The following is a 13732-nucleotide window of genomic DNA, read 5'->3' as shown; positions in this document are numbered from 1 at the left end:
GTAATGGAGTGAGTCATGTCAGATAGTGAGCATAGCGGCGGGATCAGCCGCCGTACCCTCGTCAAATCGACCGCCATCGGATCCCTTGCGCTTGCCGCAGGCGGCCTGTCATTACCCTTTGGTTTACGCCCCGCAGCCGCGGCAGTACAGCAGACACGCGCAGATAAAGTGGTCTGGGGCGCTTGCTCAGTCAACTGCGGCAGCCGCTGCGCGCTGCGGCTGCACGTGCGTGATGATGAAGTGTACTGGGTTGAAACGGACAACACCGGCGACGACACCTATGGCAACCATCAGGTGCGCGCCTGCCTGCGCGGACGCTCGATTCGTCGACGCATCAATCATCCCGATCGCCTGAACTATCCCATGAAACGCGTGGGCAAACGCGGTGAAGGGAAATTTGAACGCATCTCCTGGGATGACGCTCTGGATCTGCTCACCACCAGCCTGCGCGACGTGGTCGCTAAATACGGCAACGAAGCGGTCTACATTAATTACTCTTCCGGTATTGTCGGCGGCAATATCACCCGCTCCTCGCCTTACGCCTCTCTGGTGGCCCGACTGATGAACTGCTATGGCGGTTTTTTGAGCCATTATGGTACCTACAGCACGGCGCAGATCGCCTGCGCGATGCCCTACACCTACGGCAGCAACGAGGGCAACAGCACCTCGGATATCGAAAACAGCAAGCTGGTGGTGATGTTTGGCAATAACCCGGCGGAAACTCGCATGAGCGGCGGGGGGATCACCTATTACCTCGAACAGGCGCGCGAACGTTCGAATGCGCGCATGATCGTCATCGATCCCCGCTACACCGACACCGCCGCCGGGCGTGAGGATGAGTGGATCCCGATTCGTCCGGGAACCGATGCCGCGCTGGTGGCGGGCATCGCCTGGGTGCTGATTAACGAAAATCTCGTCGACCAGCCCTTCCTCGATAAATACTGCGTCGGTTACGACGAAACCACCCTGCCGGAAGGCGCGCCTGCCAACGGCCACTATAAGGCCTATATCCTTGGTGAGGGCGACGATGCCACCGCCAAAACCCCGGAGTGGGCCTCGCGCATCACCGGCATTCCCGCCGATCGTATCATTAAGCTGGCCCGGGAAATTGGCACCGCGAAACCGGCATATATCTGCCAGGGCTGGGGGCCGCAGCGCCAGGCCAACGGCGAGCTTACCTCCCGGGCCATCGCCATGCTCCCTATCCTCACCGGCAACGTCGGCATAAATGGCGGCAACAGCGGCGCGCGTGAATCCACCTACACCATCACCATTGAGCGGATGCCGCTCCCGGAGAATCCGGTCAAAACGCAAATCTCCTGCTTCAGCTGGACCGACGCCATCGCCCGCGGGCCGGAGATGACCGCCACCCGCGACGGGGTGCGCGGCAAAGATAAGCTCGACGTGCCGATCAAGTTCATCTGGAACTATGCCGGTAACACCCTCATTAACCAGCATTCGGACATCAATAAAACCCACGACATTTTGCAGGATGAAAGTAAATGCGAAATGATTGTAGTCATTGACAATTTTATGACCTCGTCGGCGAAATATGCCGATCTGCTGCTGCCGGTTCTGATGACCGTCGAGCAGGAGGATATCATTCCCAACGACTATGCCGGGAACATGGGTTATCTCATCTTCCTCCAGCCGGTGACCGCGCCAAAATTCGAACGTAAGCCTATCTACTGGATCATGAGCGAGGTGGCGAAGCGCCTCGGTCCGGATGTCTATCAGCGCTTTACCGAAGGCCGGACCCAGGCCGAATGGTTACAATATCTCTACGCGAAGATGGTGGCGAAAGATCCGCAGCTTCCCTCTTATGAGGAATTAAAAGCGATGGGCATCTACAAGCGTAAAGATCCGAACGGGCATTTCGTCGCCTATAAAAAATTCCGCGACGATCCGGCGGCTAATCCGCTTAAAACGCCGTCAGGCAAAATCGAGATCTACTCCAGCAGGCTGGCCGATATTGCCCGCACCTGGCAGCTGGAAAAAGATGAAATCATCAGTCCGCTGCCGATCTACGCCTCCACCTTCGAAGGCTGGGACGATCCTGACCGCAGCCAGTTTCCGTTACAGCTGTTTGGCTTCCACTTCAAAGCCCGCACCCACTCCAGCTACGGCAACGTCGATGTGCTGCAGGCCGCCTGCCGTCAGGAGGTGTGGCTCAATCCGGTGGATGCCAAAACGCGTGGGATCAAAAACGGCGACATGGTGCGGGTTTATAATGCCCGCGGTGAGTTGCGTATTCCGGCGAAAGTCACGCCGCGCATTATGCCGGGCGTCAGCGCAATGGGCCAGGGTGCCTGGCACGATGCCAACATGACCGGGGATCGCATTGACCACGGCTCATGCATTAACACGCTGACCACCCATCGTCCGTCTCCTCTGGCGAAGGGCAATCCGCAGCACACCAATCTGGTGCAAATTGAAAAGGCGTAGCCAATTACTGTGTCAGCGCGGGGCAACCCGCGCAAATGAAGGATGAAGTCATGAGAGAGTCGTTTGCCTTTACTGCCCGTGTGTTGGGCGCGCTGTTTTACTACGCTCCGGATAGCCCCGAAGCCGCGCCGCTGGTCACGGCCTTAACCCACAACGACTGGCAGCAGGACTGGCCGCTGGATGAGTGCCTGTTGGCCCCCATTGCCGACGAGCTTTGCCAGCCTGCCGATGAACCCTTGCGTACCGCCTGGCAACGGCTGTTTCTGGGTCCGTGGGCGCTGCCCGCGCCGCCTTGGGGCTCGGTCTGGCTGGATCGAGAGAGCGTGCTGTTCGGGGATTCCACCCTGGCGCTGCGCCAGTGGATGCGGGAAAACGGCATCGTGTTTGAGATGGCGAACAACGAGCCGGAAGATCACTTTGGCACCCTGCTGCTGATGGCGGCATGGCTGGCAGAAACGGGCCGGGATGCAGAGCTCGACCAACTGCTGGCCTGGCATCTGCTGCCCTGGAGCACGCGCTTTCTTTCCGTGTTTGTCGAAAACGCAGGCCACCCGTTCTACCGCGCGCTGGGCAAACTAGCACAGTTGACGCTGGCTGAGTGGCAATCCGGCCTGCTGACCCCGGTCGCCGAAAAACCACTTTTCCGTTAATCCTCCCCTGGCTTACTGCTGGTGAGTAAGCCAGGCTCTCCAGCCGCCGAAAGCGGTAATATCCTCTGCCCCCTGCAAGCCGTACTCCTCACAGATAAACCCGGTTAACCAGCGCCCGTCCTCCAGCTCTACTTTCCCCAGTCCCAGCGGAGCCGGGATGCCCGCCAGAAACGATCCCACCTCGGCATGGGGCAGATCCCACACTTCCAAGGCAATCGCTGCCCCCTGTTCGCGGTCGCGCACCATGCCAGGCCGTTTCCCGTCGGCGAGGGCAAAAAGGCGATAGTGCGGTGCGCTGCGGGTGGTTTCACGTAAGGTTGCCCCGCGCTGGCGCAGCTGGTGATTCAGCGCCAGCCCGTCCAGATGAGCCCCGCAAACCACCACCGGCAGGCGATCGTGGCTGGCCGTGGTCGTGGGTGCCGTCGCCTGTAACGCACGATCGCCGGGTAACAGCAGATTCTGGTAACGTTGTAACGCCCCGGCAAGGCTCAGCAGATACTGGTCGGTAAAGGCCCGGCCAAACAGCGTCACGCCTGAGGGCAGGCCATTCGCCATGAACCCGGCAGGCACCGCCACGGCGGCATAGTCCAGCAGGTTCATAAAGTTGGTATAAATCCCCAGCTCGGAATTGCGCTTTACCGGCTCCTCCGCCAGCTCGGCCAGCGTCACCGGGCGTGGATAGGTGGGCGTGAGCACGCAGTCAAGCGTCGCCATGACCTCATCGCACAAGCGTTTGAAATGCTGAAGCTGATACTGGGCGTCAAAGGCCGCGACCGCATCGGTACCGGGCGCTTTGCTCAGCACATCGCGGATCACCGGCAGCACTGCATTCGGTTGCTGCGCAATCAGCGCCCCCGCCACGTGATAGCGCTCCGCCACCCACGGGCCGTTATAGAGCAGCGTCGCTGCCGCCAGAAACGGCGAAAAGTCGATGGTCACCGGCACGCCACCGAGGGCGATCAACCGCGCTTTTGCGGCGTGATACAGCGCTTCGCTCTCGGTGCAGCCAAGGAACTCCAGCCGATCCGGTACGCCGAAGCGGAACCCGGCCTCAGGCAGACCAAAAGCCTGGGCGCCGTTCCAGGCTGGATTGGCGCGGCTGTAGTCGTCCCGCGGATCTTTCACCGCCGTCAGCGCCAGCAGCTGGCTGGCCTCTTCCGCCGTGGCGGTAAAGAAGGTCACGCAGTCCAGGGTGCGGCAGGCAGGCACCACCCCGGCGGTGGAGAGTAACCCTTTGGTGGCCTTAAGCCCGACCAGATTATTCAGCGCGGCGGGCACGCGCCCGCTCCCGGCCGTGTCGGTGCCGAGAGCAAAACTCGCCAGCCCCAGCGCCACCGCCAGCGACGACCCCGCGCTGGAGCCCCCGGATGGATAATCCGCATTGACACTGTTACGACATGGGCCATACGGCGAGCGTGTGCCGTTTAAGCCGGTAGCGAACTGATCGAGGTTGGTTTTCCCCAGCGGGATTGCCCCCAGGGCGATCAGCTGGCCGACGATAGTGGCATCCTGCTCAGCCCGGTATGCAAACGCCGGGCAGGCGGCGGTGGTGACGATGCCCGCCAGATCGATATTGTCTTTAATGGCAAAGGGCACGCCGTAGAGGGGCAGCGTCTGCGGGGATTGATCCTCAAGCGCGGCCAGATACGGCTCCAGCTCCTCGGAGGTGAGCAGATAAATAAAGGCGTTGAACTCAGGGTTTAGCGCCAGCGCCCGCTCGCGCAGGGTGTTAATCACCTCCCGCGGAGTGAGGCGGCCCTCGCGGTAAGCCTGCGTCAGTACATCGAGACGTAAATCAAATGGATGTGTCATGCTGTTTTCTCCAGGACCACCACACACTGACCCGCCCGTACCGGGGAGCCCGGCTGGACGCGCACCTGACTGACAATTCCGTCCTGGGTGGCAAGGAGCGGGATCTCCATCTTCATCGACTCCAGCACCACCAGCACATCCCCCTCGCGGACCGCTTTGCCCACCTCCACGCTCACCTGCCACAGGTTGCCGGAGACCGGGCTGTCGATGCCCGCCTGACCCGGCTGCAGCGGGGCATCATCGCCCTCATCCGCCAGCAGATCGCTGCTGTCGAAATGCGCCTGGCCGTTGGCGATCCAGCGCTCGCGCTCAGCGTTAAAGGCCTCCTGCTGATGGGCGCGAAACGCGTCAATCTCCTGCGCTTCGTCAGCGAGAAACTGCTGATACTCCGCCAGCTTCAGGCTGGTGTGCTCAATGCGCAGCGGGTAGCGCCCCAGCGGGAAATCGCGGCGGATGGTGAGCAGCTCGTCGGCAGAGACCGGATAGAAGCGGATCTGGTCAAAGAAGCGCAGCAGCCAGGGCTTGCCGCCGAAATCCTCTACGGCGTGATAGCGGCTCCACATCTGCAAGGTGCGCCCGACAAACTGATATCCGCCCGGCCCCTCCATGCCGTAGACACAGAGATAGGCCCCGCCGATCCCCACCGAGTTTTCCGCCGTCCAGGTGCGGGCCGGGTTGTACTTGGTGGTGACCAGACGATGACGCGGATCGAGCGGGGTCGCCACCGGGGCGCCGAGATAGACATCCCCCAGGCCCATCACCAGATAGCTGGCGTCGAATACCGTTTTGTAGACCTCATCGACGTTCGCCAGATCGTTAATGCGGCGGATAAACTCCAGGTTGCTCGGGCACCAGGGTGCATCCCGGCGCACGGTGGTCATGTATTTGTCGATGGCTTTCTGACAGGCCGGATCGTCCCAGGAGAGCGGCAGCCAGACGATGCGCGACGGCACTTCAAGCGCATCCTGCTCGCACACCGCCTGCCACAGCCCGGCCACGGTATCCAGCAGGCTCGCCAGGCTCAGCGCCTCCGGCTGGTAGTGAATTTGCAGGGAGCGGATGCCTGGCGTCAGGTCGATAACCCCATCCAGCGCCCGCGCCTCCAGAGCCTGCATCAGGGCGTGGGCGCGAAAACGCAGGACCAGATCCAGCTCCGGATCGCCAATCTCCAGCAGCAGGTGTGTATCACCGGAGAGCCGCGCCACCAGCCGTTTATCAGCCTGCCCCTGCTCCAGCACCACCGGCGAGGCGGGTTCGGAGGGCTGCCACGCCACATCCAGTGGGTGCAGGCTGGCGATCTGGGCCGCCTGCGCCTGGGCAAGCTGCCGGGCGGTGGCGATATCCACGGGAACAAAGCGCACCTTATCCCCCGCTTTCAGCTGCCCGATGGCGTGCAGATCGGCTTCAATGATGGTGACCGGGCAGACAAAACCGCCCAGGCTTGGGCCATCCGGGCCGAGGATCACCGGCATATCCCCGGTAAAGTCCACCGCGCCGATAGCATAGGGGTTGTCGTGGATGTTCGACGGATGCAGTCCCGCCTCGCCGCCGCTCTCGCGCACCCACTCAGGTTTAGGCCCAATCAGGCGCACCCCGGTGCGGCTGGAGTTGAAGTGCACTTCCCAGTCGGTGGCGAAGAAGGTGGTCATGTAAGCAGGGGTGAAATACTCCGGCGCGCCGTGCGGGCCATAGATCACCCGCAGGGTACGCACAGGCTCAAGCGTGGTGCAGAGCGCCGGGGGCAGCGTCTGCGCCGGGCATGGGGCGGTTAAGGGCGAAATGTGCAGCACGTCACCGGTACGCAGCGCGCGCCCGGCGTGGCCGCCAAACTGCCCCAGGGTAAAGGTGCTTTTGCTGCCGAGATAGTCCGGCACGTTAAATCCGCCGCGCAGGCAGAGATAGCTGCGCACGCCGTCACCGCGAATATCCCCCATCCGCAGGGTCATGCCGCTCTGCACCCGGTAGACCCGGTTGGTCTCAAGAGATTCGCCATCCAGGGTAAGGGCGATCTCCGCCCCGGTCACCGCCAGCTGGGCATCGCAGTTGAACTTCAGCGTCGGGCCGCTGAGGGTGATCTCCAGCCCGGCGGCCCCTTCGTCGTTGCCGAGCAGCCGGTTGCCAAGACGCAGCGCGCGACTGTCCATCGGTCCTGATGGCGGTACCCCTACCGCCCAGTAGCCGGTACGCCCCGGATAGTCCTGCACCGTGGTTTGCGTCCCGGCGCTGAGTACCTCAAGCGTGGCGGCGTGATAGTCCAGCCCTTCCAGGCAGCGGGTCCAGGGCTCGCCGCTGGCGAACGGCGTGAAGGTTAAAATTTGCTGCAGGTAGCTGCGGTTGGTTTCCACCCCATACAGCCGGGTCTCTCCCAGCGCCGTGTGCAGGGCCTCAATGGCGGCGTCACGCGTCGGCTGCCAGGCGATAATTTTTGCCAGCATCGGATCAAAAAAGGGCGGCACCTCGCAGCCGGATTCCACCCAGCTGTCGATGCGCAGCGTGCGGCGGTTATCTTCCGGAAAAACCACTTCGGTAAGCAGGCCGGGCGATGGCTGGAACTGACGGCCCGGATCTTCGGCATAAACCCGCGCCTGGATGGCGTGCCCTTCAGGAGTCAGGCCATCACGCAGCGCCGCCAGCGGAGGCAGGGTGCCTGCCGCCAGTTCAATCATCCAGCGTACCAGATCGACACCCCACACCTGCTCGGTGACGCCGTGCTCCACCTGCAAACGGGTATTCACTTCAAGGAAGTAGAACCGGGCGGCGTCGCTGTCGTAGACGAACTCCACCGTGCCCGCGCTGCGGTAGTTGACCGCTTTGCCCAGCTTAATCGCCGCCTCACACAGCGCATCCGCCATGCCCTCAGGCAGGTTGGGCGCTGGGGTCTCCTCCAGCACCTTCTGGTTACGCCGCTGCACCGAGCAGTCACGCACGCCGAGGGCGATCACCTCCCCTTCGCCGTCGCCGAAGAGCTGAACTTCGAGATGACGCGCCCGCTCAATGTATTTCTCAATAAAGACGCCCGCATCGCTGAAGTTATTTTTCCCCAGCCGCACCACCGCGTCGAAGGCCTCAAAAAGTTCCGCTGCGGTATAGCAGACGCGCATACCGATCCCGCCCCCGCCAGCGGTGCTTTTCAGCATCACCGGGTAGCCGACCTGCTCCGCCGCCTCCAGCGCCGCGTTCACATCCGCCAGCAGTTCGGTGCCTTCCAGCATCGGCACACCATGTTCTTTCGCCAGGGCGCGGGCAGTATGTTTCAGGCCAAAGAGGCGCAGCTGCTCCGGCGTAGGGCCGACAAAAGCAATGCCCGCCGCTTCGCAGGCCTCGGCAAAGGCGGCGTTCTCTGAGAGAAAACCGTAGCCCGGATGGATCGCCTGGGCACCGCTCGCTTTCGCCGCAGCGATGATTTTTTCGCTCACCAGATAGGTATTCGCCGCCGGGCCATCGCCCAGGCTCAGGGCTTCGTCGGCCTCGCGGATATGCAGGCTGCTGATATCCGCCTCGGAATAGACCGCCACGCCGCCGATCTTCATGGCGCGCAGCGTGCGCAGAATGCGGCAGGCAATCGCCCCGCGGTTGGCAATCAGGAGTTTCGTCAACATAGTAAAGACTCAATGGTGGCGGGTCGTCCCGCCGAAAACTGGCTCACCGCATGGTCGTCCACGGGGAAAAAGGTTTACGGCAGGATCCGTCCGGCACGCAGTTCAAACAGGCGATAGATCGTCTGGCGCAGGCGCTGCCAGCGTGTCGGCGTCAGTTCCATATCAGTACCTCCGCAGGGGTCGGGTTCCAGCCGTTGCAGGGGTTGTTCAGCTGCGGGCAGTTGGAGATCAGCACGATGACGTTGCACTCCGCCTTCAGCTCAACATATTTACCCGGTGCGGAGATGCCATCGGCAAAGGTCAGCCCGCCCTCGGGGGTCACCGGCACGTTCATAAAGAAGTTGATGTTGGCCCCGATATCGCGCTTTTGCAGGCGGCCATCGTGCAGACAGGCGCAGAGGAAGTTATCCCGGCAGCTGTGCATATGGCGCTTGTCGAGGGCGTAACGCACGGTGTTGCTCTCCTGGGCGCAGGCGCCGCCGAGGGTGTCGTGCCGTCCGCAGGTATCCGCCACGATGGTCAGCAGCGGGTTGCCGAGGTTGGAGTAGAGTACGCTCCCGGTGGTCAGATAAGCGTTGTTCTGCCGGCGCAGGGTGCGCTGGGCATCGTAGCGCTCCCGCGGGTTATCGGCGTTATAGAACAGCGTATCCACCGCCTGGTTGCCCTCCAGATCCAGCAGGCGCAGGGTCTGGCCTTTTTTCACTTCAAACAGGTAGGGCTCCCCCGCCGGGATCACATGGCGGAAGCTGGCATGTTGCACATCTTTTTCGCTGGCGACTGTCATCATGAGGCTCCTTACAGGGCGAAAAGTTGGGTATTGGTGATGGCGCGGCCGTTTTCAGGGCGCGTCAGCAGCGCGTTTATCGCCGCGTCTTCATCTTCCGCCTGCCGCCAGCTCAGCTGCACCGGACGCGGGGCGTACTCTCTGGACGGGTCCATCGGATGTTGCAGCGCGGTCATCACCACCAGGGTGTCCATCGGGGCGAACAGCTCCACGTAGCTGCCCGGCTGTGAATGGCCGCTGTGGAAGCTGAACCGGCCCCGTTCGTCCACCGTCACTTTGCTGAAGAAGTTGACCACCATCAGCAGATCTTCGAGATTGAGATCCCATTTGCCCATCTCCACCAGCAGGTTATCGGTGCCGTTGCGGAAGAAGCCGTTGCGCAGCTCCTGATAGCGCCCCTGGCCATATTTCTCGGTGGCTTCGGCGGCGTTGAGTACGCCGCCAAACGGGTCGTGCCAGCCGCTGGTATCGGCAATGATGCCCGCCAGGACGCGGCCCATGTCGGAGTAGAAGCAGTGCCCGGCGGTCAGGCGCGCGGTGTGCTGGCCTTTCAAGGTGTCCGGCAGGTTCAGGCGCTCGCTCTTCTCATGGGCGTTGAGCATCATCAGGCTGACGTTCGCCCCGCCGTCGGGGTCGGTCATGCGCAGGATCTGCCCGCGCTTAAGCACAAAGGAGAGGTGGCCGCCGCCCGGCAGGATCTCTTCACGTAAAGTCGTCGTCATAGCGTTAACCCCTTAAGGCATAAACGTTGTCGGGAGCCGTTCCGCTCAGGCTTGAGAGCCGTGTTTCGTTGAGCGGAATATCGTAGGTAATGCGCGCCCCGTAGGCATTCGGGGCCTGCGGATCGAGGCGCACTTTGTCGAATACCAGCAGACGGGTGCCGAGGTTGAAACCTTCGGAGAGATCGTGGGTGACCATAAAGACCGTCATGCGGGTTTCGCCCCACAGCTGCAGCAGCAGCGCATGCATCTCTTTGCGGATGCCGGGATCGAGCGCGCCAAAGGGCTCATCCAGCAGCAACACCCGGGGCTGCATAATGAAGGCCTGAGCGATGGCAAGACGCTGTTGCATCCCGCCGGAGAGCTGCGCCGGATATTTATCCAGCGCATGACCAAGCCCCACTTTTTTCAGCATCTCTGCCGCCTGTTCCCGTGCAGCGCGTTTTTTCGCACCAAACAGCCGTCCGAGCAGCGGAGATTGCGGCAGTTCGAGGCCGATGGCGACATTATCCAGCACGCTGAGGTGCGGAAAGACGGAGTAACGCTGGAACACCACGCCCCGGTGACTGTCCGGCTCGGCGACCAGGCGTTTACCGTCGAGGGTGATAGTGCCCCGGCTCGGTTTTTCCTGGCCGAGGAGCAGGCGCAGAAAGGTCGATTTCCCGCAGCCGGACGCGCCGACCATCGAGCAGAACTCGCCCTCTTTGATCTGTAGATTCAGACGCTCCAGCACCACGTGGTCGCCATACTCCTGCCAGATATTGTTGATGGTGATAAAACTCATGCTTTGCCTCCTTCTGCCCACGGGAAACAGCGCTTGTGCAGCTGGCGCAGGGCCAGATCCATCAGCCAGGCCAGCAGCGTGATCCACAGGACGTAAGGGATAATCACATCCATGGCCATATAGCGGCGCACGAGGAAAATGCGGTATCCCAGCCCGGCAGTCGAAGAGATGGCCTCCGCTGAGATAAGGAATAACCACGCGGAACCGAGCAGCAGGCGCAGGGAGGTGAGCAGGCGCGAGAGCAGCTGCGGCAGTACCACCCGCAGCACTAGGGTCCAGCTGTTGGCCCCCAGCGTCTGGGCTTTGATCAGAATTTCCGGTGGGATTTCACAGGCGCGGTGCTCCAGATCCCGGGCCAGCATCGGGGTAATGCCGATCACAATCAGCATGATTTTCGACAGCTCATCCAGGCCGAAGACGATAAACAGCACCGGCAAAATCGCCAGAGGCGGGATCATCGACAGCACCGTCATCAGCGGCGAGAGCGAGGCGCGCCACATGGGGAAGACCCCGGCGGTGACGCCAATGCAGAGGCCAATAAGCGACGCAATCGCCAGCCCCACCAGCAGCCGGGCCAGGCTCACCAGGGTATCGACCCAGAACAGGTACTCGCCGCTGCGCTTGTCCGGGGTGAAGGCCATCCGGGAGATCGCATCCAGCATCTGTTGCAGGCCGGGCAGCAGCTTGTCGTGTGGGTTGGCGTCCAGCCGCACCGCTGAGCCGAAAAAGTAGGCCGCCAGCAGCAGGACAAACGGCAACATCACAAGCATCAGCCGCATGCCGGAGGTGGGATGGCGATTAATCTGTCGCATGGAAACTCCGTCACTCATCACAGCTGGCCTGCGGCGGCCATTTTCACGAAGCTGTCATCAAAGCGCAGCTTTACGTTGCCCGCATCGCCCTGGGTAACGTCCCCCGGGAAACGCATCCCGATGAAATCGGCGCTCTGCGCCCCCTCACCCAGTAGCCCTTTATCAAAGGAGAAGGCCGCCACGCGCTGCATGGTTTTTGCCAGCTCCGGTGAGGTGACAAACGCCAGGTTCTCCTGCGGGGTGTAGAACAGGTGGGTGGTTTTCAGCTGCGCCTGATAGCCCGTCAGATCGGTGCCGGACGCTGCCGCCATCGCATTAAGGGCAGTGGCATCCTGGGCTTTCATCAGGCCCATCATTTCGTACCATGCCCCGGTAAGGGCTTTGCCCAGCGCCGGGTTATCCTTCAGGGTTTCGCTGTTAACCACCATCATGTCAATCAGCTCACCCGGCACCTGGGAGGAGCTGAACACCTCGGTGGTTTTTGGCGTGCCTCTAATAACGGAGAGCTGCGGATTCCAGGCGACGGCGGCCTGCACGCTGTCGGTGCCGAAGGCGGAGACGATATCTGCATCCGAGGTGTTGACCACGGTGACATCTTTCTCTGCCAGACCGGCCTTCTCCAGCCCGCGCACCAGCAGATAGTGGGACACGGAGAGCTCCGGCAGGTAGATTTTCATCCCTTTCAGGTCATTAAGGGTTTTGCCCTCGCCCTTCATCACCACGCCGTCGTTGCCTTCCGAGTAGCTGCCGAGGATCAGTGCCGTGGTGTCCACGCCGCCCGCCGCCGGAATGGTCAGGGCGTCCATGTTGGTCATGGTGCAGCCGTCAAACTGGCCGGCGGTGTACTGGTTGATGGACTCGATGTAGTCGTTGAGCTGTACGACGTTGATCTTGATGCCGTATTTATCGGCCCATTTATCGATGATTTTGCTGGTGCTGATAGTGCCCCAGGGCATCCACCCGGCGTAGATGGTCCAGCAGACGTTGAACTCTTTTTTGACGGCGGCAAAGGTGGGGAGACTGACCAGCATCGCCAGCGTCAATACGAGGGTGCGGAGTAATGGCGTTTTCTTCATGCTTGACCTCTGAGTGGCACAAAATTAGGGGGCAGCGCGACACCGTGGGTGCTGCTGTCTCCCGGGCTTTTGTCCCGCCGTGTAACCTCTCAGAGGTCGCCAGCTCTTGGACCAGTCATCCACATACGTGAACCGGAACCCTAGCCAGCTATTTTTCAGATTGTGTGGTGCACTGCCCTTTCACATTGGTTAAAGCAAAGGATGTGCCAGAAATTATTTATGAGGTTTATCATGAGGTTGATGTTTTAACAGCGTCAGGATTCACCGATTTGGGGAGAGAGCACAGGGAGGGTGCACCGCGATGGTGCCATGGTGGGCGGGGGAATCCCGCGCCCACCGGACAATCGGGTTACATGTTTTATTTCTTGTCTGAGTCCATCTTCATTTGCTCGGCTGACTTGAGGTGCTGCTCCACCACCGGGGTGTGCTCGTCGGCCAGGGCCTTCACATCGGGATCCTTGATGTTTTTGGCATCACTTTGCAGCTTAGAGAGCACCATCTTGTGATCCCTGGTGCCGGCATTTTCCATATACATCTTGTCAAAGTCGTCGCCGCTCGCTTTTTCCAGCTTATCCGCCATCGCCTTATGCTGCGCGTCCGGCTCGGTCGGCAGGGTCACCCCTTTTTTCTCGGCGACCGCCTGTACTTTAGTCAGGGCATTACCGTGGTCGTCGACCATCTTCTGGGCGAAGGCTTTAACGTCGCTGCTCTGCGCCTTGCTCAGCGCGATTTTAGCAGCGGCAACCTCATTGATATTGGCCTGGGCCATATCCTTCAACGCTTTTTCGTCACCCGAGCTGAGCTTTTCGCCCGCTGCAGTCTGGCTTGTGGCGCTGCTCTGGGCGGCGCTTGTCGACTGGGCCTGCACACCGACGGTGCAGAACATCGCGGCTACTGCCGATGCGGTCAGCAGCATTTTCAGGTTATTACGTTTCTGCATAGAGTTCTCCTGATGGTCATAGGTAAGATTGATGTCAGGTCATTAACCGCGCGTCGCCTCCTGTGGAAATGACAACCGCAGTTGTCAGTATAGGGGATGATTCTCCTCCCC

General features: G+C 61.3%; 10 protein-coding genes and 1 riboswitch. Of the genes, 2 read left to right on the top strand and 8 right to left on the bottom strand.

Annotated features, from left to right (window positions below; translation table 11 throughout):
- Positions 1-15: 15 nt before the first annotated feature.
- The gene (gene ynfE, locus GNG29_RS10510) at positions 16-2445 is read left to right on the top strand and encodes a selenate/tellurate reductase subunit YnfE (protein WP_156654443.1); all 2430 of its coding nucleotides are present in this window, start codon (positions 16-18) and stop codon (positions 2443-2445) included.
- Positions 2446-2480: 35 nt separating this feature from the next.
- On the top strand, positions 2481-3095 hold the full coding sequence (gene dmsD, locus GNG29_RS10505; protein ID WP_103179475.1) for a Tat proofreading chaperone DmsD: 615 nt from the start codon (positions 2481-2483) through the stop codon (positions 3093-3095).
- Between the two features lie 12 nt (positions 3096-3107).
- Here dmsD and atzF read toward each other — a convergent pair whose 3' ends face one another.
- The 8 genes from atzF to GNG29_RS10465 all read right to left on the bottom strand — a co-directional run bounded on the left by atzF (position 3108) and on the right by GNG29_RS10465 (position 13621).
- A complete protein-coding gene (gene atzF, locus GNG29_RS10500) occupies positions 3108-4907 on the bottom strand; it encodes an allophanate hydrolase (protein WP_103179474.1) in 1800 nt (599 codons plus the stop codon).
- A complete protein-coding gene (gene uca, locus GNG29_RS10495; RefSeq protein WP_156654442.1) occupies positions 4904-8506 on the bottom strand; it encodes an urea carboxylase in 3603 nt (1200 codons plus the stop codon). The genes atzF and uca overlap by 4 nt, the downstream gene beginning before the upstream one ends.
- Positions 8507-8657: 151 nt before the next feature.
- Positions 8658-9293: an urea amidolyase associated protein UAAP2 gene (locus GNG29_RS10490; protein WP_156654441.1), complete on the bottom strand. Its 636-nt coding sequence runs from the start codon at positions 9291-9293 to the stop codon at positions 8658-8660.
- A gap of 8 nt (positions 9294-9301) precedes the next feature.
- Positions 9302-10012 carry an urea amidolyase associated protein UAAP1 gene (locus tag GNG29_RS10485; RefSeq protein ID WP_156654440.1) on the bottom strand — a complete coding sequence of 237 codons (711 nt, stop codon included), beginning with the start codon at positions 10010-10012 and terminating at the stop codon, positions 9302-9304.
- Between the two features lie 4 nt (positions 10013-10016).
- Positions 10017-10793 (bottom strand): ABC transporter ATP-binding protein, encoded by a 777-nt coding sequence (locus GNG29_RS10480; RefSeq protein WP_156654439.1) that lies wholly within the window; start codon positions 10791-10793, stop codon positions 10017-10019.
- A complete protein-coding gene (locus GNG29_RS10475) occupies positions 10790-11605 on the bottom strand; it encodes an ABC transporter permease (RefSeq protein ID WP_103179469.1) in 816 nt (271 codons plus the stop codon). Before GNG29_RS10475 ends, GNG29_RS10480 begins: the two co-directional genes overlap by 4 nt.
- A 17-nt stretch (positions 11606-11622) precedes the next feature.
- Positions 11623-12681, bottom strand: a complete 1059-nt coding sequence (locus tag GNG29_RS10470; RefSeq protein ID WP_156654438.1) for a putative urea ABC transporter substrate-binding protein — start codon at positions 12679-12681, stop codon at positions 11623-11625.
- A 56-nt stretch (positions 12682-12737) separates the two neighbouring features.
- Positions 12738-12836: riboswitch (guanidine-I (ykkC/yxkD leader) on the bottom strand.
- 203 nt (positions 12837-13039) lie between these two features.
- A complete protein-coding gene (locus GNG29_RS10465; protein ID WP_103179467.1) occupies positions 13040-13621 on the bottom strand; it encodes a DUF4142 domain-containing protein in 582 nt (193 codons plus the stop codon).
- Positions 13622-13732 lie beyond the last annotated feature (111 nt).

This window comes from Leclercia sp. Colony189 (assembly GCF_009740165.1).
GTDB lineage: Bacteria > Pseudomonadota > Gammaproteobacteria > Enterobacterales > Enterobacteriaceae > Enterobacter.
Note: the sequence above shows the minus strand (reverse complement) of the source record. Positions and strands in the feature narration are given on the sequence as shown.

Coding starts and splice junctions, on each gene's coding strand:
- GNG29_RS10465 (WP_103179467.1), bottom strand. CDS start 13,621: ATGCAGAAACGTAATAACCTGAAAATGCTGCTGACCGCATCGGCAGTA.
- GNG29_RS10475 (WP_103179469.1), bottom strand. CDS start 11,605: ATGCGACAGATTAATCGCCATCCCACCTCCGGCATGCGGCTGATGCTT.
- GNG29_RS10490 (WP_156654441.1), bottom strand. CDS start 9,293: ATGATGACAGTCGCCAGCGAAAAAGATGTGCAACATGCCAGCTTCCGC.
- GNG29_RS10470 (WP_156654438.1), bottom strand. CDS start 12,681: ATGAAGAAAACGCCATTACTCCGCACCCTCGTATTGACGCTGGCGATG.
- uca (WP_156654442.1), bottom strand. CDS start 8,506: ATGTTGACGAAACTCCTGATTGCCAACCGCGGGGCGATTGCCTGCCGC.
- GNG29_RS10485 (WP_156654440.1), bottom strand. CDS start 10,012: ATGACGACGACTTTACGTGAAGAGATCCTGCCGGGCGGCGGCCACCTC.
- GNG29_RS10480 (WP_156654439.1), bottom strand. CDS start 10,793: ATGAGTTTTATCACCATCAACAATATCTGGCAGGAGTATGGCGACCAC.
- dmsD (WP_103179475.1), top strand. CDS start 2,481: ATGAAGGATGAAGTCATGAGAGAGTCGTTTGCCTTTACTGCCCGTGTG.
- ynfE (WP_156654443.1), top strand. CDS start 16: ATGTCAGATAGTGAGCATAGCGGCGGGATCAGCCGCCGTACCCTCGTC.
- atzF (WP_103179474.1), bottom strand. CDS start 4,907: ATGACACATCCATTTGATTTACGTCTCGATGTACTGACGCAGGCTTAC.